At 34.2% G+C, this 24,633-nt stretch carries 27 protein-coding genes; 16 read left to right on the forward strand and 11 right to left on the reverse strand.

What is annotated here, in order from left to right; all coding sequences use genetic code 11:
* The first annotated feature begins 35 nt into the window (after positions 1–35).
* A complete protein-coding gene (locus tag AC6EIZ_RS08680; protein ID WP_498510501.1) occupies positions 36–2,240 on the forward strand; it encodes an AAA family ATPase in 2,205 nt (734 codons plus the stop codon).
* Here AC6EIZ_RS08680 and AC6EIZ_RS08685 read toward each other — a convergent pair.
* Positions 2,237–2,893: a 4'-phosphopantetheinyl transferase family protein gene (locus AC6EIZ_RS08685; RefSeq protein WP_498510503.1), complete on the reverse strand. Its 657-nt coding sequence runs from the start codon at positions 2,891–2,893 to the stop codon at positions 2,237–2,239. The genes AC6EIZ_RS08680 and AC6EIZ_RS08685 overlap by 4 nt on opposite strands.
* On the opposite strand from AC6EIZ_RS08685, the gene bcp reads away from it, so the two are divergent.
* Positions 2,892–3,359, forward strand: a complete 468-nt coding sequence (gene bcp / locus AC6EIZ_RS08690) for a thioredoxin-dependent thiol peroxidase (RefSeq protein ID WP_498510505.1) — start codon at positions 2,892–2,894, stop codon at positions 3,357–3,359. The genes AC6EIZ_RS08685 and bcp overlap by 2 nt on opposite strands.
* Here bcp and AC6EIZ_RS08695 read toward each other — a convergent pair.
* Entirely contained in the window at positions 3,346–4,047 is a 702-nt protein-coding gene (locus tag AC6EIZ_RS08695) for a type III pantothenate kinase (protein WP_498510507.1), read from the reverse strand. The genes bcp and AC6EIZ_RS08695 overlap by 14 nt on opposite strands.
* A 3-nt stretch (positions 4,048–4,050) precedes the next feature.
* Positions 4,051–4,842 carry a phosphoadenylyl-sulfate reductase gene (locus AC6EIZ_RS08700; RefSeq protein ID WP_498510509.1) on the reverse strand — a complete coding sequence of 264 codons (792 nt, stop codon included), beginning with the start codon at positions 4,840–4,842 and terminating at the stop codon, positions 4,051–4,053.
* Between the two features lie 72 nt (positions 4,843–4,914).
* Here AC6EIZ_RS08700 and AC6EIZ_RS08705 point away from each other — a divergent pair, with 72 nt between their 5' ends.
* From AC6EIZ_RS08705 to AC6EIZ_RS08725, 5 genes are all read left to right on the forward strand, one after another.
* Entirely contained in the window at positions 4,915–6,117 is a 1,203-nt protein-coding gene (locus AC6EIZ_RS08705; protein WP_498510511.1) for an NAD(P)/FAD-dependent oxidoreductase, read from the forward strand.
* A 70-nt stretch (positions 6,118–6,187) separates the two neighbouring features.
* A complete protein-coding gene (locus AC6EIZ_RS08710) occupies positions 6,188–8,005 on the forward strand; it encodes an SLC13 family permease (RefSeq protein WP_498510512.1) in 1,818 nt (605 codons plus the stop codon).
* Positions 8,006–8,108: 103 nt separating this feature from the next.
* Positions 8,109–9,494, forward strand: coding sequence for a TrkH family potassium uptake protein (locus AC6EIZ_RS08715; protein ID WP_498510514.1), 1,386 nt, complete (start codon positions 8,109–8,111; stop codon positions 9,492–9,494).
* Positions 9,495–9,506: 12 nt separating this feature from the next.
* Positions 9,507–10,211, forward strand: a complete 705-nt coding sequence (locus AC6EIZ_RS08720) for a potassium channel family protein (protein WP_498510516.1) — start codon at positions 9,507–9,509, stop codon at positions 10,209–10,211.
* 3 nt (positions 10,212–10,214) lie between these two features.
* Complete coding sequence (locus AC6EIZ_RS08725) at positions 10,215–11,351, forward strand: anhydro-N-acetylmuramic acid kinase (protein WP_498510518.1); 1,137 nt, start codon at positions 10,215–10,217, stop codon at positions 11,349–11,351.
* A 19-nt stretch (positions 11,352–11,370) separates the two neighbouring features.
* Here the strand turns inward: AC6EIZ_RS08725 and AC6EIZ_RS08730 are convergent, their stop codons facing one another.
* A complete protein-coding gene (locus AC6EIZ_RS08730; RefSeq protein ID WP_498510520.1) occupies positions 11,371–11,673 on the reverse strand; it encodes a ribbon-helix-helix domain-containing protein in 303 nt (100 codons plus the stop codon).
* Between the two features lie 135 nt (positions 11,674–11,808).
* Between AC6EIZ_RS08730 and AC6EIZ_RS08735 the strand changes: the two genes are divergently transcribed.
* Both AC6EIZ_RS08735 and AC6EIZ_RS08740 read left to right on the forward strand, forming a co-directional pair.
* Complete coding sequence (locus AC6EIZ_RS08735; RefSeq protein ID WP_498510521.1) at positions 11,809–12,177, forward strand: DUF8682 family protein; 369 nt, start codon at positions 11,809–11,811, stop codon at positions 12,175–12,177.
* Positions 12,178–12,210: 33 nt separating this feature from the next.
* Positions 12,211–12,441: a DUF8665 family protein gene (locus AC6EIZ_RS08740; RefSeq protein WP_498510523.1), complete on the forward strand. Its 231-nt coding sequence runs from the start codon at positions 12,211–12,213 to the stop codon at positions 12,439–12,441.
* Here the strand turns inward: AC6EIZ_RS08740 and AC6EIZ_RS08745 are convergent.
* Positions 12,415–12,606: a hypothetical protein gene (locus AC6EIZ_RS08745; RefSeq protein ID WP_498510524.1), complete on the reverse strand. Its 192-nt coding sequence runs from the start codon at positions 12,604–12,606 to the stop codon at positions 12,415–12,417. The genes AC6EIZ_RS08740 and AC6EIZ_RS08745 overlap by 27 nt on opposite strands.
* 86 nt (positions 12,607–12,692) lie before the next feature.
* Here AC6EIZ_RS08745 and AC6EIZ_RS08750 point away from each other — a divergent pair, with 86 nt between their 5' ends.
* The gene (locus tag AC6EIZ_RS08750; protein ID WP_498510526.1) at positions 12,693–14,411 is read left to right on the forward strand and encodes an ABC-F family ATP-binding cassette domain-containing protein; all 1,719 of its coding nucleotides are present in this window, start codon (positions 12,693–12,695) and stop codon (positions 14,409–14,411) included.
* Positions 14,412–14,441: 30 nt separating this feature from the next.
* Here AC6EIZ_RS08750 and AC6EIZ_RS08755 read toward each other — a convergent pair whose 3' ends face one another.
* Positions 14,442–15,614, reverse strand: coding sequence for a trypsin-like peptidase domain-containing protein (locus AC6EIZ_RS08755; protein ID WP_498510528.1), 1,173 nt, complete (start codon positions 15,612–15,614; stop codon positions 14,442–14,444).
* Positions 15,615–15,843: 229 nt separating this feature from the next.
* Here AC6EIZ_RS08755 and AC6EIZ_RS08760 point away from each other — a divergent pair, with 229 nt between their 5' ends.
* The 5 genes from AC6EIZ_RS08760 (at position 15,844) to xseB (ending at position 18,318) form a co-directional block, all read left to right on the forward strand.
* Positions 15,844–16,122: a DUF2973 domain-containing protein gene (locus AC6EIZ_RS08760; RefSeq protein ID WP_498510529.1), complete on the forward strand. Its 279-nt coding sequence runs from the start codon at positions 15,844–15,846 to the stop codon at positions 16,120–16,122.
* A 54-nt stretch (positions 16,123–16,176) separates the two neighbouring features.
* A complete protein-coding gene (locus AC6EIZ_RS08765) occupies positions 16,177–16,560 on the forward strand; it encodes a DUF8663 family protein (RefSeq protein WP_498510530.1) in 384 nt (127 codons plus the stop codon).
* Positions 16,561–16,661: 101 nt separating this feature from the next.
* The gene (locus tag AC6EIZ_RS08770; protein WP_498510531.1) at positions 16,662–16,808 is read left to right on the forward strand and encodes a CAB/ELIP/HLIP family chlorophyll-binding protein; all 147 of its coding nucleotides are present in this window, start codon (positions 16,662–16,664) and stop codon (positions 16,806–16,808) included.
* 31 nt (positions 16,809–16,839) lie between these two features.
* Complete coding sequence (xseA, locus tag AC6EIZ_RS08775) at positions 16,840–18,000, forward strand: exodeoxyribonuclease VII large subunit (protein WP_498510533.1); 1,161 nt, start codon at positions 16,840–16,842, stop codon at positions 17,998–18,000.
* Between the two features lie 27 nt (positions 18,001–18,027).
* Positions 18,028–18,318, forward strand: a complete 291-nt coding sequence (xseB, locus tag AC6EIZ_RS08780) for an exodeoxyribonuclease VII small subunit (RefSeq protein ID WP_498510535.1) — start codon at positions 18,028–18,030, stop codon at positions 18,316–18,318.
* 2 nt (positions 18,319–18,320) lie between these two features.
* Here xseB and AC6EIZ_RS08785 read toward each other — a convergent pair whose 3' ends face one another.
* The 5 genes from AC6EIZ_RS08785 to AC6EIZ_RS08805 all read right to left on the reverse strand — a co-directional run bounded on the left by AC6EIZ_RS08785 (position 18,321) and on the right by AC6EIZ_RS08805 (position 23,571).
* Positions 18,321–18,650: a hypothetical protein gene (locus tag AC6EIZ_RS08785; protein WP_498510537.1), complete on the reverse strand. Its 330-nt coding sequence runs from the start codon at positions 18,648–18,650 to the stop codon at positions 18,321–18,323.
* 61 nt (positions 18,651–18,711) lie between these two features.
* Positions 18,712–19,626, reverse strand: coding sequence for a YihY/virulence factor BrkB family protein (locus AC6EIZ_RS08790; RefSeq protein ID WP_498510539.1), 915 nt, complete (start codon positions 19,624–19,626; stop codon positions 18,712–18,714).
* A gap of 140 nt (positions 19,627–19,766) precedes the next feature.
* A complete protein-coding gene (locus AC6EIZ_RS08795) occupies positions 19,767–20,585 on the reverse strand; it encodes an inositol monophosphatase family protein (protein ID WP_498510540.1) in 819 nt (272 codons plus the stop codon).
* Positions 20,586–20,603: 18 nt separating this feature from the next.
* Positions 20,604–22,184 carry a TolC family protein gene (locus tag AC6EIZ_RS08800; RefSeq protein WP_498510542.1) on the reverse strand — a complete coding sequence of 527 codons (1,581 nt, stop codon included), beginning with the start codon at positions 22,182–22,184 and terminating at the stop codon, positions 20,604–20,606.
* Positions 22,185–22,221: 37 nt separating this feature from the next.
* The gene (locus AC6EIZ_RS08805; protein ID WP_498510544.1) at positions 22,222–23,571 is read right to left on the reverse strand and encodes a TIGR03279 family radical SAM protein; all 1,350 of its coding nucleotides are present in this window, start codon (positions 23,569–23,571) and stop codon (positions 22,222–22,224) included.
* A 390-nt stretch (positions 23,572–23,961) separates the two neighbouring features.
* On the opposite strand from AC6EIZ_RS08805, the gene AC6EIZ_RS08810 reads away from it, so the two are divergent.
* Positions 23,962–24,621, forward strand: a complete 660-nt coding sequence (locus tag AC6EIZ_RS08810) for a DUF3120 domain-containing protein (RefSeq protein WP_498510546.1) — start codon at positions 23,962–23,964, stop codon at positions 24,619–24,621.
* Positions 24,622–24,633 lie beyond the last annotated feature (12 nt).

A 24,633-nucleotide genomic window follows, 5' to 3' on the forward strand; every position in this document is an offset into this window, starting at 1 on the left:
TGCTTCTAGAGTAAAAAAATCTTTGTTTATTCGTTTTGGCGAAAGATCTGTTTGCTTTTAATGGTGAACAGCTAATACAGAATAATGCTCCTTTAGCTGATCGCTTACGGCCTCAAACACTTGATGAATTTGTTGGCCAAGATCACATTCTTGCACAAGGACGTTTATTGAGGCGTTCAATAGTTGCTGATAAAGTAGGCAATTTATTGCTTTATGGACCGCCTGGAGTTGGTAAGACTACTTTGGCTAGGATTATCGCTTCAAATACCCTATCTCACTTTAGTGTTGTAAATGCTGCCTTGGCAGGCATCAAGGAGTTGAGATCTGAGATTGAGTCTGCAATAGATAGATTAAATAAATATGGTAAACGCACGATTTTATTTATTGATGAGGTTCATAGATTTAATACTGCTCAACAAGATGGGTTATTACCTTGGGTTGAAAATGGAACGTTGACCCTGATTGGGGCAACTACTGAAAATCCATATTTTGAGGTAAATAAAGCTTTGGTAAGCAGGTCTAGATTATTTCGTTTAAATAGTCTGAATTCAAAAGCATTACATCAATTACTGCAACGAGCTTTGAGCGATAAGGAAAGGGGTTATGGGTTGAAATTAATCAATTTAGCTAGTGAAGCTGGGGATCATTTGGTTGACGTGTGTAATGGTGATGCACGTGTTCTACTTAATGCGCTTGAACTTGCGGTAGAGAGCACCATCCCAAATCAAGATGGTTCAATCAGTATTGATCTCAAGATTGCTGAGGATTCAATTCAAGAACGAGCGGTTTTATATGACAAAAAAGGAGATGCTCATTTTGACACGATCAGCGCTTTTATCAAGTCACTAAGAGGTTCAGATCCTGATGCTGCATTGTTTTGGCTAGCTCGAATGTTGGAAGCTGGAGAAAATCCACGATTCATTTTTAGACGTATGCTCATCGCGGCAGGAGAAGATATTGGTCTTGCTGATCCCAATGCAATTGTCATAGTTGAATCATGCGCTGCGGCTTTTGATCGAATAGGCTTGCCAGAGGGTATTTACCCTTTAGCTCAAGCAACCTTGTACTTGGCTTCCACTGAGAAAAGCAATAGCGTAAAGGCTATTTTTAAGGCAGTTCAGAAAGTCCAAGATTCTCAAAACCAAAATATTCCATCTCATCTTAAAGATGCAAATCGAGATCAAGAAGCCTTTGGAGATGGAATGGGTTACAGGTATCCCCATTCATTTTCTAAAAATTGGGTTCCACAGCAATATTTACCAGATAGTTTGCGAAACGAGATTTTTTGGGAGCCAACTGAACATGGATGGGAAGGACAAAGACGATCTCTTTTGAATGAGAGAAGATCTGAACAGTTAGCTTTAGTAGTTGAAGTTGAGAAACAAAATCCTTTAACTATCACATCTGGAAAAGTAGATAATGATTTGGAGAAATGGTTACATCGCCAAGTTGGGCAAGAGGGAGAACGATTAAAAAACTTGATGACTAAATTATGGTCTGGGATTACTTGGAAAAAAAATCATAGAGTTTTAGTCTTAACACCAAGTTCTTTGCTTTGGTCCCTAAAGCCTTTGAGAGAGGTCTCTGAAGGTGGCGTTGTTTTGGCTGTATCAGAAGATAATCATCCTTGGCTATTAGCTGAATTAGAGGTTTTGTCTCCGATGGAGAGGCCTATTTTAATTGATGCAAAAGTTGAATCAATTAAAAAATTAGAAGAGAATCTCAAGTTTGAGGTGATTGGAGGAAGGATCCCTTGGCAAGTTTTTTCTGAAACAAATTTTTCTGAATTGTGGCCGATTCTTACTGAAAAATGTACGGCTAATACAGAATTAAGTTTGATTATCAGTAACCCGTGTTCTGGTCCTGCCCTGTCTTTAAAGGAAAGCTTGGGATTTTATAATAAAAATAAAAAAACTGATTTTTCATTATTAGATGATTTAATTTGTAAAGAAGAGAAATGGTTGAATAACCAAGGGCATAAAAATAAATTTATTCATAAATTAAAAAATTTAGGCTGGAGTATTTCTTGTGAAGAATGGACAGAGATTGTATATCAAAAAGTTGATAGCTCTATAATTAAAAGGTGGCTTAATGAAGGCAGTGAATATAGAGAAATTATTCTAAAAAATTGTGATGAAGAAAAATTAAATCGATTGAAAAAATTATTTAAAAGCTTGAATGGTCGGACTATAAAACAAAAACTTATACACACTAAGTTACTTTCTAAAAATAAGAATTAATTAAGACAAAGCATTGGTTTACGTGTTGTTGAGTCTCCATCTAAAGCTATTGCATAAGTCCATTGATCATGATTGTTTATGTAAACTTTTACTTTGTGCCCGAGTTTTTTATGATATGCAAAGGATGATTTATTGTTCCAAATCCATTGATTTAGATTATTAGCTATCTTTCCATTCTGCCATTTGATAGCGGCTTCTTTTACTACCCATCTTTTTAGTACTAATTCTTTAGCTTGACTTGGCGTTAAATTGTCAATTTCGCAATTCTCACATTGACTGAAAAAACGTTTTGACAATTTAATAGCTTGAAACTCTCTATCCTTTTTTTCTATATCAACTCCAATTTTTGTTGAGGACCATCCTATTAACAAAGCATCAGAACAGTGACTCATGCTTATATGACCAAATCCTTCAGCTAGAGAGGGAGGTTCACCCGGATAAGCTTTGAGAGGTATATCAAGAGGCTCTAAGCCCGTCATGTTGGACATTACATGTCTGAGGCAGCCTCTGGAAAAGTGGTAAGTCAATCCTCTTCTTGGTGTTAACTTTTGAACCCATTGTTTTTCTTCGCTGCTTATTGGTAAAAAAGTTGATGGCATCACAAAAAGCCAAAGACCTAGTACGCTTTGATTGTTTATTTGAGTTGCAATCATGACTCTCTGTATAGGCGATCCTGCACCAGATTTCACTCTCCCTAATCAAGATAGTGTTTATACCAGTCTCTCATCATTCAAAGGATGTAGAGTCGTTATTTATTTTTATCCAAAAGATGATACTCCTGGCTGCACAAAGGAAGCTTGCGGCTTTAGAGATAATTGGGAGCTTTTCAAATCAAACAATATTCAAGTTTTAGGTATTAGTAAGGATGCCTCGAAATCGCATATAAAATTCATTGATAAACATAAGTTACCTTTTATGCTTTTAACTGATAGTGAGCCTTGTCCTGTTGCGGCATTATATGAGAGTTATGGATTAAAGAAATTTATGGGTAGAGAGTATTATGGAATGATGAGACATACTTTCGTTATAGATAAAAACGGAAAAATAGAATTAAAATATTTAAAAGTAAAATCAGCAAATATGGCTAATCAGATTGTAAATGATCTTAAATTGAATTGATTTTTTGCTCTATGTCAATCATTCCTTCTAGAACGAGATTAGGACAATGATTTATATCAATATTTGTATTTTTAAGTTCATTTAATAGAACTGGCGCATCACCTCCACAGATCCATATTGGTAATTTTGTCTCTTCGAAAATTTGCAAGATTATTCCTAATAAGCAATTTATTGCACCTCTAATCATTGCATTTTTAGTTTCATGTTGAAATGTCTCTATTGGGATTGTCTCGATGCTTGGATTATCTAAATTTAATGAACCATTTGCCATAGAAGATAATTGAAGTCTTAATCCGGAAATTAATTGCCCACCAGAGAATACTCCTTTTTTTGATATTTTTGTGACGCTCATGATTGTACCTGCATCGATAACAATTAAATCTTGTTCTTTATTTTTGAAAGATGATTGCTTTTTATAAGCACTCCATGAAGCTAGAGCTCTATCAATCCCTAAATTAGAGGGAAGATTGATGAGCGGAACATCATCTAAATTTATTTTTTTTGAAGGGCATAATGCAAGATTCTTAGGAATTGGACCTACTGAAGCCCAATATAATTCAGAATAATTTATATCTTTAAATTCGATTGGATTTGGAGTGGTGTGAAAATATTTTCGATATTCTTGGATTTTGGTGGCCCAATGCCATCTTGTGTTTCCAATCATTAAGTAATTTTTTTCTTTAAACACCAGCTAAATTCCTTCTCCCAAAAAATTATTGTCATCAACATGAATCCCACACTCTTCACTTACTCCTCCAAATCTTGTTGATCTTCCTTGGGAATTATTATTTTCTGCTGTGCTTGAATGCCAATCGCCAACAGTAGAATAGCCTTTTTCAAATAAAGGGTGTTGAGGTAATTTATTATTTTCCATGTAATAGAAAATATCTTTTTTATTCCATTTTAAAAGAGGTCGTATAGTTAAACGGTCTCTTATGTAATCAAGATGAGACATGGATTCTCTATTTTTGGTTTGACCTTTACGTACACCGCTAGCCCAACAAAGAGCGTCGAGTTCTGATAAGACATTTTCTAAAGGTTCAATTTTTCGTATTTGGTGGTATTTGTTTAGATCTCTTAGTTCGCCTGTTTCCCACAGTTTGCCATACAATGCTTCCATCCTTGCTGGAGAAATAGGGCTTTGCGCAACTATTAAATCTAACTGGAATAGTTTTGTAAGTTCTTCAGCATAGTTATAAGTTTCTTGAGGCAAATAACCAGTATCTACCCATATTACCTTTGGTTTTTTTCTAGATTTTAAAGCCAGTGTCATATGAAGTAAAACAGCAGATTGGATTCCAAAACTGGTTGTTAAAACAAATTTCTCATCAAATTTCTTATGGGCCCATTGAAGTTGATCTTGAGCGTCAAGTTTTTCGAGATATTTATTTGTTTCATCAATTGATTTCACAAGACAAGGTTGAGCAAATTTAGTTGATTCTCTCAAATCACTTGTGGAATTGTCTTGGGATTCTTTCTGCATATTTGAGAATTCAATGCCGAATTGGTCAAAGTTTGTTTAGGGTCTTTTTAAATCATCTTATCTCTAGTCCCTATGGACTTGAACAATTTAAAATCTGACCCAATAGTTGTTGTCGGTGGTGGCTTTGGAGGACTGGCTACCGTTCAAGCTTTGTTGGCCAAGTCAGATGGAACTTCAGTTATTTTGATTGATGAAGGCAATAGATTTCTATTTAAGCCATTGCTCTACGAGTTGTTAAGCGGTGAGCTGCAATTATGGGAGGTGGCACCTCATTATTCTGATTTAGCATCAGAATTAGGATTCATTTTTTTACAAGGATGTGTAGTTGAGATTGACGAAGTAGAACAAAAATTAATTACTGCAACTGAGATTGAAATAACTTATTCTCAACTTGTTATTAGCACAGGAGTTACAACAGATTATTCCTTGATAGAAAATTTGCAAGACTATTCTTGTGGCTTTTCTAATTTAAATGACTTTCGAATTATTAAAAAGTTAATAACTTCAATCAATAATTCTTCTGAGTTTACTAATCCAATATTGATTGCTGGAGCTGGTCCGACTGGTGTTGAACTTGCATGTAAAATTTCTGATTTAATAAAAGACCGGGTTGAAATATATTTAATTGATAAAGGAGACACAATTCTACCAAATTCTAAATCATTTAATAGAGAGAAAGCAATAGATGCAATAGGTAAAAGAAATATTAGAGTTTATCTAGGTTACTATGTGAAATCTGTTAATGAAACTTTTTTAGAACTTTGTAGTACTGACAATGAAACAAATAAGCTCATTAAAATCGATTACTCTAATTTATTTTGGACTGCAGGATTAAAATCTCATAAATCAAAATTAGTGGATCATTTTTTGAATCAAAATCAGAAGATTAAAGTAAATAAATTTATGCAAATGGATGATTATAAAAATATTTTCTTCGTTGGAGATATCACATTTTATGAAAAAAACCCTTTTCCCTCCTCCGCTCAAGTTGCTATGCAGCAGGGCTTTTTAGTTGCTCAAAATATTATTTCTCTCAGGAAGGGAAATGAACTTCAACCATTCAAATTCGAAGATCTTGGAGAAATGTTGAGTCTTGGCATTGGCAATGCATCTATTACTGGATATGGAATCACCTTGGCAGGACCCCTTGCCTTTGAAATTAGGCGTTTTGTATATTTAATGAGAATGCCAGGGTTTCTACTATCATTTAAATCCTCTGGTTCATGGATATTTAGTAAAAAAATAATTAATCGTTTATTTTCCCAATCTCCTTAGCTCCTTTACGCAGTAGGCTTGCAATTAATACTTGGACAGATTCAGTTGAACAGGTTATTAATTAAATAATATGAATGAGATATTAACTGTTTTTGAGAATCCCAAGGCTGTCATAACTTTGGCGGTATTGATTGCTGCAGTTTTTTTATTCGTAAGTAGTGCTCTGGCTCCTGAGCTGACTGGACTTTTGAGTGTTGCATTATTAATGGCAACTGGAGTTCTTTCTCCTCAAAAAGCATTGGCTGGTTTTGGAAGCCCTGCTTTAATTACATTGATGGGCTTATTTGCTGTTTCTGCTGCACTTTTTAAAAGTGGGGCTCTTGATCGTTTAAGAGAGTTAATTGCTTCAGAAAATATTCGAACTCCGCGAAGGTTAATAGCTTTACTTGGATTAGTTGTTGCTCCTGTCTCAGGTGTTGTTCCTAATACACCAGTAGTTGCATCGCTTTTACCCGTAATTGAGGCTTGGTGTCTAAAGCGAAAATTATCTCCCTCCCGTGTTTTGCTGCCACTATCTTTTGCGACGGTTTTAGGTGGCACTTTAACTCTGTTGGGGAGTTCAGTAAATTTATTGGTAAGTGATATTAGCGATCAACTTGGCTATGGTCCTTTTGATCTTTTTACTTTTACTGCAATAGGAATACCCATATGGTTACTTGGGACAGCGTATATGTTGTTAGCTCCTCAATCTTTACTACCTGATAGAGGAAGAGTTAGTTCAGAATATGGAGGCAGTTCGGATCAAACTGGATATTTTACGGAAGTCACAATTCCTTCTGGTTCTGAATTGGTTGGACATTCCTTGAGAAATAGTCGTTTACAAAGAAGATTTGATGTCGATGTTTTAGAAATACAGCGAGAGAATGAAAGACTTTTACCACCTCTAGCTGATCGGATAATTCAATTTGGAGATCGCTTGTTGATAAGAATTACACGCTCGGATCTTTTGCGTTTAAAACAAGAACATACTGTTCAATTAACTAAAAATTTAAATACTGAAAAGAATTTTTCTCTAACCAATTCTGATGAAGGTCAACAAACTGTAGAGGTTCTTTTACCAGCTGGTTCAACCTTGGCTGGTGCGAGTTTGCGGGAACTACGATTTAGGCAAAGGCATAATGCAACTGTTTTAGCTTTAAGACGAGGGCAGCAAACTGTTCAAGAAAGATTGGGACAAGCAATTTTAAGAGAGGGAGATGTCTTACTTCTACAAGCACCCAGAGATTCAATTAGAGGATTGCAAGATAGTAATGACTTACTCGTTTTAGATCAATTTGATAATGATCTACCAACTGTTACAAGAAAACCCATAGCGATTGGTATTGCCATTGCTATGTTGATTCTTCCATCACTTACTGACTTGCCTCTTGTTGCTTCAGTTCTATTGGCTGTAATTGGAATGGTTTGGGGTGGATGTTTAAGGCCCGCAGAGGTTCAAAGATCAATTCGACTTGATGTCATTCTTTTGCTTGGATCTCTTTCTAGTTTTAGTGTCGCAATGCAAAACACAGGCCTTGCAGATGCGTTTGCGAATATTTTAATTTTTATTTTGCAAGACTTATCTACTTACTCAGCTTTGCTAGTAATTTTTCTCTCTACTACAATATTTACTCAATTTGTTAGTAATGCTGCTTCAGTTGCTCTTTTGGCGCCAATAGCTGTTCAATTGGCGCCAAGTCTGAATTTACCTCCATTGGCGTTATTGATAACAGTTCTTTTTGGCGCTAGTCAATCTTTTCTTACTCCTATGGGTTACCAGACAAATCTTATGGTATTTGGCCCTGGGCGTTATCAGTTTTTAGATGTCACTAGATACGGAGCTGGTTTGACGCTCTTGATGACGTTTCTTATTCCTGGGTTGATTTTGTTAAAGTATAGTATTACTTAAATATATTCGATATGATTATTAATTTAGGAAGAAATCCTGGTTATACATTTGATTTCTATTGTCTAATCTTTTATGGATTTATTTTCTTCTATTTTCAAATAAAGTGAGTATTAGGAAAGACACTTACCGAAGGCTTTCGGTTCCACAGTTTACAGTTGTAACTGGTTTAATAGTAATTATTTTTGGAACTTTATTATTAGCTACACCTTTATGTTCTCATGCAAATGTAGGTTTGTGGGAGGCATTATTTACGGCAACATCTGCTGTCACAGTTACGGGATTATCTATTATTAATGTAGGAATAGATTTGACATTTTTTGGGCAAGTAATTTTAGCAATTATGTTATTAATTGGAGGCCTAGGTTTAATGGCTATTACAACATTTTTGCAGGGTTTTATTGTTAGTGGAACAGAATTAAAAACACGTCTTGATAGAGGAAAAACCCTTGATGAATTTGGCGTGGGTGGTGTGGGTAGAACTTTTAAAGGGATTGCAATTACAGCATCTATTCTTATTTTTCTTGGTGCTATTACTTTATATTTTTTTGGTTTTAATAATATAAACAACATAAGTGAAAGGATTTGGGTATCAATTTTTCATAGTATTTCTGCTTATAATAATGCTGGGTTCAGTTTATGGGATAATAGTTTACAAGATTATAGAAGCAATTGGGTCGTAAATTCTGTTTTAATTGTTTTAATCATATTAGGTGGTTTTGGATGGAGAGTAACAAATGATATTTGGATAAATCGTAGATCTTTAAAATTAAGAAATTTAAGTCTTCATACACGTTTAGTAATTAGATCATCTTTCATATTAATTTCTTTGGGATTCTTTGGATTGATTTTTACTGAATCGTTAGCGAGGGGTAGCTTCTTTTCATTAATTAATTATCATGATCGTATTTTAACTGCTTTATTTACTTCTGTTAGTTCGCGAACGGCAGGCTTTACTAATTTGCCTATATCAATTGATAGTGTCTCTGATTCTGGCCTTTTATTGATTATGTTTCTTATGTTTATTGGCGCAAGTCCAGGTGGTACAGGAGGCGGAATTAAGACGACAACTATTGCTGCATTAATGGCTGCTACAAGAGCAACCTTGCGTGGTCAAAGTGAAATTATTATTCGTAATCGGCAGATATCGGATAAAGTTATTCTTAAAGCTGTTGGCATTACTGTTGGTTCATTTTTGTTTGTATTAATTATGGCTCTGTTATTAAGTTTGAGTAATGGTTTAAATAGTGGAGAGAATTTTTCATTTTTAGAAATGCTTTTTACTTGTATTTCTGCTTTTGCAACTGTGGGTTTTGATCTTGGTGTGACATCTAAGCTTGGACACATAGGTCAATTAATTCTCATTATTGGGATGTTTGTTGGCAGACTTGGTATCCTTTTGTTTTTGAGTGCCTTATGGCAAGCTCTCTATAAAAGCAAGCTTCAACATCGCAATCGAATTGGCTACCCGAAGGAAGATCTCTATGTTTAAGGAGGACAAATCATGAGTGATTGGTGGCAATGGTCTCCAATAAAAGCAAACCAGAAGTTAGGTTTCGCAGTTGTTGGAATTGGTCGTTTTGGGAGTGCAGTTTGTAGAGAGTTATTGAGAAATGGTGCTGACGTTTTGGCCGTTGATTCATCAGAGAAGGCAATAGAAGAATTACGTCAACTAGAACCCACAATTGAAGCCAGGGTGGTTGACTCAACAGACGAAGAATCTATGAAAGAAGCAGGTGTTCTTGAAATGGGGACTGTAGTAGTAGGTATTAGTGAGCCAATTGAGGCAAGTATTACTACAACGCTTATTGCGAAAGATACAGATGGAAGTTTAGTAAAGCAGGTTATTGCTCGGGCAACAAGTGATTTGCATGAAAAAATGCTGAAAAGAGTTGGTGCTGATCGAGTTGTATTCCCTTCAAGAATGCAAGGAGAAAGATTGGGTTTGGAATTGGTAAGACCTAATTTGATTGAAAGATTAGAACTTGATGATAAAACAGGTATTGATGAGATTAAAGTACCTGAGGTTTTCGTAGGTCGTTCTTTGCGAGATCTGAATCTTAGAAAAAATTATTTTGTTAATGTTTTAGCCGCCGGTCCTGCTCAATTACTAACAGTCAACCCTCCCGCTAAATATATTCTAGAAAAAGATCATGTTCTTGTAGTAATGGGTTCAATGGAAGATCTTCAAAAGCTGCCGCAAACTTAATTTATGCGGGTATTGGGTTTGATGAGTGGTACAAGTGCTGATGGCATAGATGCAGTTTTAGTTGAATTCAAAGGTAATCCTCTAAAGCCAAAATGGAAAATCTTGAATACATCTTCCTATGAATATCCAATCTCAACTAGAGATAGAATTATAAAAGTTGGTCAAGGATTAGAAATTAGCAGCAAAGATTGGCTTGAGTTGGCTGAGGAAATTACTGAATCAAACGCTTTAGCTGCAAAGACTTGTGACCCTGATTCAACTGCAGAGGTTGTTGGATGTCATGGCCAAACTTTATTTCATAGAAGTGTAAAAAATTCTAAAAGAGGAGGTAGCCTTCAAATTCTTTTAGGACCTTTACTTGCAAATATTTTAAATCAAACTGTTATTTATGATTTCAGATCCAAGGATATTGCCTCAGGTGGTCATGGAGCTCCTTTGGTAGCGTTAGTGGATGAAACGTTAGTTGGAAGAATTTATGGATGGAGAGGAATTTTAAATCTCGGTGGAATTGCTAATCTCACTATTATTCCACCTAAAACTGGAATTGACAGAAATTCTGTCTGTTTAGGCTGGGATTGTGGACCTGCTAATTCTCTAATTGATTTAGCGATTCAAGAAGATACGAATTCATCTTTAAGGTTTGATCAGAATGGATCTTTAGCATCTCTTGGAATACCTAAATTAGACATCATCGAACAATGGTTGAAGGAACCTTTTTTTCATCTAGAACCTCCTCGATCTACGGGTAGAGAGCAATTTGGTTCTCAAGATCTGCAAAAAAGAAAACAGCAATTGGGTAATTTATCAAAAGAAGATTTATTATCAACACTAGTTACATTTACTGCCTCAATCATTTCTCAAGATTTAGATAATCTTTTTAGGATTAAAAAAATACGCTTAGTTGAGCTTTTAGTTGCAGGAGGTGGAACTAAGAATTTATTTTTAATGAGACAAATACAGAAACAATGCTGCGGTGTTCATGTCCGTCAAATAAATGAAATTGGCATACCATCTCAATATAGAGAGGCCCTGGCATTTGCAACTTTATCTTGGTGGCATTTCTTAGGAAATAAAGTTAATCCTAAATACATCACAGGAGCAAATAAGTCTATGCTTTATGGTGTAAGAGTTGATCCTTAATATTTAGTTGAATAAATCATTAATTTCTTTTAAACCTTAATCTTTTTGGAATACCTTTTAATCTTTGCGTTTTTTGTTTTTCTAATGTATTTATAAAATTTTCAGTCTTAGTTTTCCTTTTTTCTAATTCTTCAGAAGCTGAATTTTTTATCAATTCATGTTGCTTAACACCTTCTTGAATTAAAACTTTGGCCATATTACTCACAGTTCTAGATTCTTGTTCGGCCAATTCTGACAATTTTTCACATAAATCTTCCGGCAGAACAACTTGTATGCGAGGCGATTTTTGCTTCCCGTTAGATGAGTTTTGACGAGTAGCCATGCGTACAAAGAACTACCAGATAGTAAATAGTGTACACTTATACGTAAGGGTAGTATCCTTGTGTATGATACTTACTATTCTGGCCTGCTTTGCCTAAGCAACTTTTACTTGATTTTGATTAACAAGGAGTATCTCATGTCTAAGCCATCTCTCCCACAAACATCTAAGCCTCTTTCTTCAAATGTTCTTGTTAATGAAGGACCAGTTAAACGACAAAGAAGGAAGAGTCGTAGTAACGGTAAGAGTGGAGATGTTTTAATTTCTGCTGTTGTGAGTTCCTATTTATTGACTCATTTGCATCATGTTTTGCAAAGAGCCGAATACGGGGCTAGTAAAGAAGGAAGATCTTCTCATGCTGCAAACTTTGCTCAACTCCGTAAAGTGCTATGCATGGATGCTAGAAGCATGAAAGACGCCTCTGCTTTAGGTTTAAGGGAAAGTGATTTAGAAACTGATTTGGATAAGCGCCATGAATCTACTGGTTTCGAGACAAAAGCTGCATAGTTGAATATTCTTTGATTAGTTAATGATTTTCTCATGAGCGGCAATGCTGCAAAGCTTTATAAGCTTATAAGTGCAGATCCCAATAAAAAACAAGATCTTTTTCGTCAAGCGCTTCAAAACCCAAAGGGTGCTATGCAGTCTATATGTGAATTTGGTAAAGAGATGAATTTGCCAGTGACTTCTGAAGAAGTTAAGGAATATTTGTCTACTATTGAGGATTTAGATACTAAACAATGGCTAATAAAAGCGAGGGGTGGGTTGTGATTGATTTCTAGATGAAGACGGGACTTCTAATTCCTTTTGAGCATTTTCTTTAATTCCTCTTCGATCATAGCCACCTCCACCTGCCATAGTCCAAAAAAACCAATAACTAGGGATTGCGAGAGCTGCGGCGAGAAACAAAGCAGTAATTTGTTCGAGTCTTAACATGTCCTTACTTACGCAATGTAATTTAAATTAGTTGGCATCTGTTAAAGCTAAATGATTAAAGGTAATTCACTTGAGGTTTTGTTGTAGTGTTGCGACTTGAAAAGATTAGTAAGATTTATCCCACTGGAGAAGTGTTGAAAGATGTCAGCTGGGAAATAAGAAATGGAGAGAGAATTGGTTTAGTTGGAGTTAATGGAGCAGGGAAATCGACACAGTTAAAAATTATTGCTGGATTAGAAGAAGCAACAGATGGATCTTTGATTAGTGAAGGTGATCCATCGATTGCATATTTAAAACAGGAATTTGAAGTTGATTTCTCAAGAACTGTTAGAGAAGAGTTATTTGAGGCATTTCAAGAAGCATCTGATTTACTCCACATTCAAAAAAGAATTCAAGAAAAAATGGAATCTGATTTAGCTTCCAAAGATTTAGATTATCTGGATTCATTAATCAAAGAATTAAGTGTTATTCAAAGCAAATTTGAATCAATAAATGGCTATGATTTGGAATCTAAAGTTGAAAAGCTTTTACCTACTATTGGTTTCAATCAAAACGATGCAGATAGATTAGTTGGGGACTTTTCAGGTGGCTGGCAGATGAGAATAGCTTTAGGAAAGATTCTCTTGCAAAGTCCAGATTTATTGTTATTAGACGAACCAACTAATCATTTAGATTTAGAAACTATTGAATGGCTAGAAAATTACTTACTAAATCAAAAAGTTGCAATGGTAATTGTTAGTCATGATAGATCTTTTTTAGACAAAATTTGTACAAGAATTGTTAATACAGAGCGAGGTCAGTCTAAAAGTTATTTAGGTAATTATACATCATATCTTCAACAGAGAGATTTTGAATTGGAAGCAAATAAGGTTGCATACGAAAAACAGCAGAAAGATATACAAGTTCAAAAAGCATATATAGAGAGATTTCGAGCCAGTGCTACCAGAAGTACACAAGCCAAAAGTAGAGAAAAATTATTAAATAAAATTGAAAAAATAGAAGCTCCCGAGAACCATATAAAAGGACCTATCTTTCGATTTATGGATGCACCTCGCTCTGGTAAGGATATATTAAGTATTAAGGATTTAACACATAGTTATGAAGAAAATATCTTATTTTTAGAAGCTTGCCTAGAAGTTGAGCCAGGTGAAAGAATAGCTTTCTTGGGAGCAAATGGTTCTGGTAAATCGACTTTGCTTAGACTAATTATGGGTTTAGAAGAACCTCAAGAAGGATCAATTTTAATAGGTAAATATAATATTATCCCTAGTTATTTTGAGCAAAATCAGGCAGAAGCATTGGAATTAGAAAAAACAGTAATAGATACGATTTCTCAAGCTGTACCAAACTGGACTCAAACAGAGGTAAGGACCTTGCTAGGGAGTTTTGGCTTAAATAATGATTCAGTCTTTAAGGAGGTCAATCAAATAAGTGGAGGGGAAAAAGCAAGACTTGCTTTGGCTTTAATGATTATTAAGCCTTCAAATTTGCTTATACTTGATGAACCCACAAATCATTTAGATATCCCTTCCAAACAAATGCTTGAGAGGGCATTATCTAATTACAATGGTACTGCATTAATAGTTTCTCATGATCGATATTTTATTTCAAAGGTTGCAAATAAAATTGTCGAAATAAGAGATGGTCAATTAATTAAATATCATGGGGATTACAAATATTATAAGCAAAAAAAAATAGAAGAAGAAGAAGAAAAAGAAAAAGAATTAAAATTGGCGGAACGAGAAAGAAAAAGATTATCTAGTCGTGAAAAATCTCGAAAGAAGAAAAAACTTAATAAAAAATGATTTTCTATAAAAATCATTTTTAACTTATAATTAAAGATCATAAATATCAATTGGCCTGATATTTTTTATAAATTTTTTTTTGTTTCTTATAATTGTAATTTTTAAAGTTGATTTTAAATTATTCTGATTGATTTTTTGTACTACATCTGCTGGAGTTGATATTTTTTCATTATTGATTGAAATTATTAGATCATTGACTTTTAACTCCCCTCTCTCAGCTGGACCATTAGGCATCAAATATGTAATGATTGCTCCACTTTCTTTTTGGGACAGGAAATTACTTTTTTGTTTAATATTGCTGGAAAGTGTTACGCCGATCATTGGATGTTTGGCTCTGCCAGTAGTAATTAAATCTTTGGCTATTTTGCTAGCTCTATTTATCGGTATTGCAAAACCTAATCCTGCTCCAGGTCCGGAGCGCACAAGAGTATTAATACCAATTACCTCCCCAACAGAATTCAATAATGGACCTCCAGAATTACCTGGATTAATTGCTGCATCAGTTTGAATTAAATCTATTCTTTTGTCTGAGATGCCTAACTGCGCAACATCTCTATTAAGGTTGCTAATGATTCCAAGGGTAACGGTATTTTCAAGTCCAAAAGGATTTCCAACTGCAATTGCCCAATCACCGACTTTTAGATTATCGGAATCACCCAACGGAGCAGTGGGCCAAGGACCCTTTGCTTTAAGTTTAATAACTGCAAGATCTGTTAAAGAATCTTGTCCAACAACACTTCCAAGCACTCTTCGTCCATCTGATAAACCAACTATTAGTTGGTCTGTTTTTTCTATTACGTGAGCATTGGTTAAGACAAGACCATCCTCAGAGAAAATAACCCCACTCCCTTGACCTTTCTCAATTCTAGATCGTGGAACTTGGAGGCCTCGCGGACCAAAGAAATGTTCAAAATAGCGATCATTCAAAATCCCTGGAGGGAATATTCCTTCAATTGAAGATAAAACTTTTCTTTCTGTTTCAATTGTGACAACTGCATCTCCACTAATATTTAACGCTTTTGATACGAAAGATTGTTTATTTAGATTTTCAGGTGCTGCTAGTAAAGCTTCACCGGAATGTATCGGAAGATCAAAACGGAAATTAAATACAATGAGAACAACTAAAGCAAAAATTTTGAAATGTTTTTGTTGGCGTAATCTTAGGGATACTAGTAAAAGTCTCTTTGCATCTAATCCATGCATGATCTTTTAAAAAGGAAGATTTTTCATTCTCAGAAATAATGATAGCTAATTGAGAAATGGAAAGATTTAATAATTTGATCACCGTGGATTTTTACTAAAGAACTGCTCTAGGAACTTTATTTCCATTAGAATCCAATATGATTTATTCTCTTATTGAAGATGAAACTAGAGCTACTTTAAAACTTGTCTTGATTAATGCATTCAGTTTTTTTGATTTCTCTTTTTGCAAATGTTGAGTAATTTCTTACCATTTTTTTATGGCCTTTCAGTTTTTGTTTTGTTGATTGTGGCTGCCAGAATAATGTTTAATGGTTTTTTCTCAGGTCAATCATCATTAAAGACTCAAGATTCATCGTCAAAGAAAAGAGGAGAAGATCGTACCGGTTTGGTTACCGTTCATCCTGAGCTATTAAACGAAGATGGTTGCATTACTGATGAAGATTTGCTCACAGTTCGTTTTTCAAAGGACACTGATCATCCACAATCATCTGAAAAGCCTTCTGAATAATTTTCATTAGATTTTTTGGTTTGACATCAAATAGTTTTTAAAGAGGTTTTAATTTTGGAACAAAGAACTCGCATAGTTGCTTCCGTATTGAAGAATATGAAGTTACCTCCACGGTTTCGTCTCAGATTATTAAAGGAAGATCCTGTCAGGCTAGAACTAAGTCTAACCCCAGCGTATGGAAAAGATCCTATTCAAGTTGGGTTGGTAGAGTCTCTTGATTTGGTTGCTAGAAGAGACAGAGAAGGAAGAATGCCTAGAGATCTACAAGGAACATGGGATTGGACAGTACGACATGGAGAAGTTAGTACTGGTGGCTGGAATCCTTATTTAAAAGAAGCTCTTCAAACCATGTTCGAAACTGGATTACCAGCAATCATTTATGAAGAGCTAACTGGAGAGGATTATCATCCAGTTGATGGCGCAAGACATGTGCGATAAGTCATTAAAGTTTAAACATATAAATTAACTTAAATAGTTAATTTATATGTTTTCTCATTTTGAGCATTTCTTTAGTATTATTAAAAAAATTTGATTTACTAATGAAAGATAACTTTGAACCTCGTTATGGATTTGTCAATTTTGCTGAAATATGGAATGGACGATTAGCTATGATGGGTATTTTAATAGGTTTAACGACCGAGCTTTTAACAGGACAAGGAATTTTAACTCAGATAGGAATTGGTTGAAACTAATTGTTAGTCTTTTATTTTTGATAGTTTGACTAAGCTTCCGACTAAAAAAGAATTTTTAAATACATATAGTGTTAAAGAATTAAATGAGTCCATAGGTTTATTGTTGTCAAGAGGATTTGCCCCAAAGTTTATACTTAAAGCGACTGTTTCTAAAGCGCAAATCAAAAAAGGTCATTTATGGTTGTCTTTAACTGATGGAAAAGCAACTGTTGATGCAGTTGCATGGTCATCAACAATCAAGTCTTTGAAATTTTTACCAAAGCAAGATGATGGCGTTGTTATTATTGGTAAATTAAATTTCTGGGAATCGCAAGCAAGAATATCTGTACAAGTTCTTGATATTCGAGCAAGTATTTCCACTGTTCTTAAGAAGTTCGAAATAGTTAAATCAAAACTCTATAAAGAAGGTTTGATAGATGATGCATTACGAAGAAAATTACCAAAATATCCAAATTCAATCGGTATTCTTACAAGTGTTCCAAGCTCTGCTTTGGAAGATATGCTTAGAACTGCTAAAGAACGATGGCCTCTAGCAAAACTGTACTTAATTCCTATTCCAGTTCAAGGTAATCATGAAAATGAAGTGAAATCTATTTTAAGTAAATTGAGAAAAAACAAGTTAAATCTAGATGTGATAATTGTTTCTAGAGGCGGAGGTAAGAGGGAAGATTTAATGCTTTTCGATAGTGAAATCATAGCGAAGGAAATCGCAACATTCCCTATCCCTGTGATTACAGGAATAGGTCACGAAGATGATCTAACAGTGTCTGATCTTGTTTCAGACCATAGATCTGCAACCCCAACGGCAGCGATTGTTGATCTATTACCTTCAAGAGAAATTGAAAAAAATAATTTTATGCAAAATAAAACAATTTTTAAAAATTATTTGAAATTATTTTTTCAGAATAAAAAGAATTCTTTAATTGCAAAAAAATCTTTTTTTCAAGCTCACGCCCCTAAGGTTTTCATAAAAACAAAAAGAACCAAATTAAAGTATATATATGAGCTTTTAAATGCACTTTCTCCAGAAAAATGGTTGAAAAGAGGTTTTGCATTTATTACTGATGAGGAAGGGAATTCTATTTATAGTGTAAAAAGAGTTAAGGAAAAAGATAAGCTTTTAATTCAATTTTCTGATGGAAAAATTATCGCAAAGGTTGATAGTCTAAATTATGATAAAATATGAGTTTATTAAATAACAACGTGGTATCCCATGACATTTGCAGATAAGGGTACAAAAAATAAAATAGCAATGTCTAATAAAGTAAATAATATAAAAAATATAGAAATATTCAAAAAAGATATTAAGAAATTAAGTTATGAAGAATCTATTTGTGAATTAGAAACCATTTTGATAAATGTTCAAGATGAAAATATTTCATTAGATAAAATTCAAATTAATTATATAAAAGGTCATTTATTACTTAAACATTGTGAGGAACTACTTGAATTTGTTGAACAAGAGATTAATCAGATAAATCCGGAATTTTTAAATATAGAATAATTTTATTGATCTACATCTTCTGATTTTATGTCAATTGTTGCTGAACTTGCAGGTATATTTTCGAGAATATCCTTTGTATTTCTTATAGCCTTTCCACATATTGGACAAATAATTTGATTATTTAGAAAACTTGAGCCACAAGCTTCACAGGTTTGTAAATTTGATTGGATTCTTTTCCAAGCAAACCATCCAAATCCTCCTAAAATAAATGATATGATTGTAATTATAAGGAATATTCCACCTGCTAAATCAATAATAAATTTGCCAGCTGGTGTAGGCAAAAAAACAAGTAAAATAAATGCCATCCAAGTTAATGAAGACGGCTTATTCATAGCTAATTTGTGATTTACTTATGCATTCTAAGTTAAATTTTGATGACTGTTTCATTGATAATTAAACGTACCGATTACGACGCATACTTGCTATAACAACGCTCCAACATTGACCAAAATAAATAATCACTCCTATCATCCAAACCCAAAGAGTTAAAACTAGTACTCCTCCAATGAATCCATAAGCTTGAAATCTTGAACCTAAAGAGAGGATACTTCTGCTGACTGCTAAATTTAAAATAGTTAGTAAAGTTCCAATCATAAAAGCTCCAGGGATGAGTGGCTTCAAAGGTACTCTTCTACTAGGAAGTAACCCCTGTAAAAGTAAAGCCATGGTTGAAAAACCTATTAAAGGAACCATAAATTGTCCCACTTGAAGTACTGGTATTTTTGACATTGCATTTGCAATCCATGGTGTTGTATTTGCTAATTCTTCCAAAACGGCGCCTGGGATAATACGAATATTCGCACTAATTTGATCGATAACCATTAAAAAACCAACTAATAAAACAACAAAAAAGGCTTCTATTCGATTTCTGATAAATCGAAATGCTTGAATTTTAAGAGGATCCGGTTTGGATTTAATTGGTAGAACGTCTTCCCATAATCTATCTGCTCCTCTTTGTAATGTTAAATAGGCATTGCCAGCAGTGATCATTAAGAACATTGCTCCAAGTATTCCAGCTCCAAATCCTTGATTAACTAATTTTATTAGAGTTGAATCAACTAAGCCAACTACTGATGGAGGTAAAACTTGAGCAGCAAGAGCAATGATTTGCTGATCTAAGCCTTGCTGTTTGCCTAAAAACCATGATGCAACTGATAAGGATATTAGTAATATTGGAAAAAAGGACTGAAGAGTGTAATAAGCAAATGCTGCACTCAAATCTACGCAATCACATTTAGACCATCTTTCATAAGCTCTCCAGAGGCTGCTAAAAAACCATTTTGCTTTTTGACTCCAATTCAAGCCCACTTTGGTTTAAAAGTACTTATTTTTAATTTAGCCAGTAGCAAGGAGATTTTTCTAAGTTTAATCAGTAGATTTAAAATCATCAGTGTGTTTAGTGAATTTAAATTCTTTATTTAAATATAAACAAGCAGCACATTATTGAATTATTGGTCTTGGATTAAAGCTGTAGCCCAAGGAAGCATCTTATTCATTTGATCTACAGAAGATGCTGTTAATAATGGAAAATTCACAGAAGTAAGATCTGTGCCTGAGATAATATCTTTTGGATTAGTTCCCAACCAATTGATAAGACAATTAAGTTCCTCAAGTATTAACCATGCTGCTGCAATATCCCAGATTTTTGGTGTTGCCTCTAAAGCAGCAATGGTTTGACCAATTGCAACACTAGTCATATTTAAACTTGAGACTCCAAGTAATCTTATTTTCCCTGGGAAAGATTTCTCTGGTTTCATTTGTAGAACTTTAATGGACCGGCTACAAAGGGAAATGCAGTCACTATTTTTTTTGAAGCGAGACTCAGCTTTAAGTGGCTTATTGTTTAGCCAAACTCCTTTTCCTCTAATGGCAAAAATTCTTTTTTTCAGAGCGGGTATGTCAAGAAAAGCTGTCTCAGGTTGCCCATTAGTGAAACGTGCTATTGATATAGCCCAGTATGGAATACCCGCTGCGAAATTAGTTGTTCCGTCAAGCGGGTCAACTACCCAATATTCATCTGAGTTAGGAATTGACTTATTACCTTCTTCACTAAGGACTCCCTCTCCCCTAGCAATTTCGCCTAAACCTTGAACTATTCTTCTATCACTCCATCTATCGCACTCTGTAATCAGAGTTCCATCCGGTTTTATATCAGAATTAATTTGACCAAAATCTTCAAGTTGACGTTTTCCAACTTCATCAACTAAATGATGAATTGAAATGAGTTGTGCTTTGCTCAAGGGGTTAGATATTGAATTTTGAATCATTGTTATTAAGTTACAAGCCTATAGCTGGCATAAAGGAATTAAATTTGATTCATATAGATTGGATTTGGTTTCTCCATCCTTTTGATTCTGCTGACCGACTTTGATATCACATGGTTGTATGTTATCTATACCAGTTTGTCTACTTAAGTCAGCTAATAAGATGTTATAACTAGTGACTGAGAGAATATACCGAACCTCGGAATCTGTTAAATCTCTTTGGTTATTTACCACTTCTCGCTGTGTTGTAATGCCTGAATTATATCTAAGCTTTGCAAGTCTTAGAGATTCTCTGGCAGATAAAACTTCCATATATGAAGCGGAAATATTTAGTTTTGCTGTTTCTAGTTTAAAGAATACTTCTTCTACTTCTTTTCTAATTCGAGCTCTTGTTAGAGCGAAATTCATCTTTGCTTCTTCTGCTTTACTTTTATTGTAATTATATAAAGACCTAGACTTGCCTCCATCAAAAATAAACCAAGTTGCATTAAGACCAATAGTATTAGAAAAATTAGAAGATGTATTGTTCATGTTTGGAGAGATCTGATTCAACTCACCTTTAGCAAATGAAGAAGTAGATGTATTAACGATACTTACTTTTGGTTGCCCAGCAGCTCTTGCAGCATTGGCATTACTATTATTAATTGATATATCTAATAGGATACTATCAAGTTCTTTACGAGAATTATAAGCTGCAATAATACTATCTTCAATTGATAAACTCCAAACACCCATTACTTTGGTTTTCGAGCCTATTAATGGTGTTACATCTTCTGGTAGATTAAGTATTTCAGCAAGAGATCTTTGACTGATTTTTTGATCTCCTGATTTCATATTTAATAATTGTTGATCTCTAGCTAGCTGTGTTTTTGCTTCTAGAACTTCTAATTTTGTGCCAATACCTGCTTCAAATCTAATCTCCGCGTCTCTTAATCCTATAGTAGAAGATTCAATCGATTTCTTTGCTACTTCTATTTCTTCGTTTGCTTTTTGCAAGCTGTAGTATCGCTTTTTTGCCTCTAATTTTAGATCTTTTAAAACTATTAAGTACGTATACTTTGCCTTTTCAAAACTATCTTTAGCTGCTTCTATTTCAGGGACTCTTGCAGGGTTAATTACATCCCATTTGATTTGAGCACTGATAGAAGAACTCCATTGTTTGCTAGAGGTGTCTTTATTGATTAAATTAGATTCATTGTAATTACTAGATTCAAAATATTTAGGAATTCCATTCGCTGTTAGGTTTAATGTTGGATACCAGGAGGATAAAGAACTTTTTAATAATGATTTAGCTTGATCAATTTTTTCTAATTGAACCTTAATCGTTCTATTGTTATTGATAAGTATATTTTCTAATTCATCTAAATTAATATTTTTATAAGTTTTTACCAATACCTCTCTAGATCTGGAGGGTTTAAAAAGATCATTAGGCGGAGTTAATTCATATAAGATTTCTTGTGTTTTGGGGCTTTGATTTGTATTTAAGTCTCCTGCGATCTTTGCCTTAGAAACTATTTTTTGCGAACTTGTAGCCCATAAAGGATTTATCCCAGATATAAATAAACCTGCAACAATTAGGAACTTTCTCTTCACTCTCCTCATAGTTATAAGAAAAACTGCGATGGGTTTAGTAAAACAATTATGCTTTACCAAGTGCTTTGTTCACGATGTCCTGTGCATCATGAACAATTCGTATAGATACTTTAAGTGACGAAGAGAGCTCTTGAAGACTCATGTCATCAAGAAAGATTTTTTCACCTTGCCTGAGCATGACCGATGGTAGAAGTAACTCATCACCTAATTCTTTTCCTTGCAGTCCTTGTATCAAGTCTTGACCTGTGAGAAGGCCTGTCACTATTTGTTCTTGCCCCCAATAAGGACTTGGAATTCCATAAAGATGTAGTGTGAAATTATTTATTTTATTGAGTCTTTTACAAGGTTTTTGTAGTTCATTTTCAACTAGTTTTCCAACAACCCAGCTGCATATTTTCTTTTCACAAATTTTTATTGGAAGATTTCTTGTTGCTTCATCCATTGCTTTAAGAAAACTGCGAATACTTCCTACTCCATTTTCTTTTTGAGGTAAATCTTCGTAAGAATTCAGCTTAGGTAAAGGCTTCTTTGCTATTAGATACCATTCGTCAGATAACCAAGCAAAACGGGAGCCTGTTGATTTATAAAATATTTTCTGCATTGGTTCAATTTTATTGATGACTTTTTTGGCACAATCAGAATTTACTGGTATTAGCCCATCATTACTGGGTCGAAACCTTGTTAACCCAACTGGTACTACTGCTGCTGAAAGGACTACAGGAAAATCTCCTTGTGCAAAACTAAATAGATCATTAATGGTTTTTTCTAAAGCTTTACCATCATTTATTTCAGGGCAAACAACAATTTGAGCATGAATTTGTATTTTCTTTTCGGAGAACCAAGCTAACTGATTCAAAAGGTGAATAGCTTTTGGATTCCTTAATAATTTTGACCGTAAAGAAGGTTCTGTTGCATGCACTGAAACAAATAGAGGTGTTAGTCTTTGTTGATCAATTCTCAGCCAGTCTTGTTCGGAAAGATTTGTAAGTGTTAAGTAAGAACCATATAAAAAACTTAGCCTGTAGTCATCATCTTTGAGATATAAGCTTTTCCTTTTTCCTGAGGGCTGTTGATCAATAAAACAGAATGGACATTGATTATTACATTGTTTTAATCCATCAAATAAGGCCTCAGTAAAAGCAAGTCCCAACTCATCGTCATAATCTTTTTCGATGTCAATTTTATGTGTTTTACCGTTTTCATCTAATATTGTTAGTTGAATATTTTCTTCTGCAATAAGAAATTTATAATCAATAAGATCTCTTGGCTTTACACCATTAATACTAATTAACTGATCTCCAACTTCAAATCCAAGCTCTTCGCCTATTGAACCTTCTTCGACAGAGGCTATAACTGCAGGTTTGATTTTGTTTTTAGCTAACTTTACGGTGTTCATTTATGCTCCTAAACAAGAAAAAATTTTTTCTATATTTTTCGAGTGGTTTAAAAAAATTGAATTGATCTTGGAGAATCATTTATTTTTCAATATAAGTAAATTTTCTACAAAAAGTACTTAAGAAGCTTTTTTGAATCATCTCTTTTTTTTTGGATTAAAAAACTGGGTCATTAAAAGTATTGTAATCATTGTAATTCAAGGGCTTTTAAGAATTTTTTTTTAACTTTATTATTTGTATTTTGAAGACTGTTTGGTTTGGGTATCGACTTGAATGTAAATTCATAGAAGGTTGAGCTGAAAACCAACTCAGTTTTATTAATTCTGATTTACTCAAAGAATCCCACCAAGCCCATAAATCAAGAAACGTCCTATCTTTCAAGGCCAAGGACATTGCAATTTTGGGCTAGCACATTGGTTGTCCTGCCGGTTTTTGTTCAGGCCCCATGGGTTCATGTGTTTCCTTTTTCAGCTTTTTTATTTAGTTTCATAATATTTTTTCTTGGATTTTATTTACTAAAATTTTGTAGTGATAGATGGTCCTCTGTTGGTTCGCTATTGGTAGGCGTGAGTTGGAGCTGGTTAGGAGGCTGTCTTTTTTGGGGATGGTTAAGAGCTCATCCTGTGTGGCATTTACCTGTTGAGTCAATAGCTTTGCCAATAGCATTAAGCCTTTTAAAGACTCGATGGAACATTGGAGCCAGTTTCTATTTGGCATCTTTATTGGGAACTGCCTTTACTGATGTAATGATTGTTTTAACAGGTGTTATGAAAGCTTGGCCTGAAGTTGTTGATGCGCCTTTTTCGGAAGCCTCCAAAATGTTGAGTTTCACTGCGGAACAATTATTGGAACCTTTTTCTTTATTATCTATTTTTATTGCGGCACTTTTAATAATTTTCATAGCAAATTGGATGAATCAAAAATCAAAAAATGAAACTTTATCTTCTGATGCTTGGCTTGTATCAAGTTCAGCTTTGACAACAACCTTATGGGTTGATGGATTATTTTTTGCGACCACATTGATTCAGCCTCAATTGAGTGGATTGATCTGAAAAATAATATTT

This window comes from Prochlorococcus sp. G4PB16, assembly GCF_059772465.1.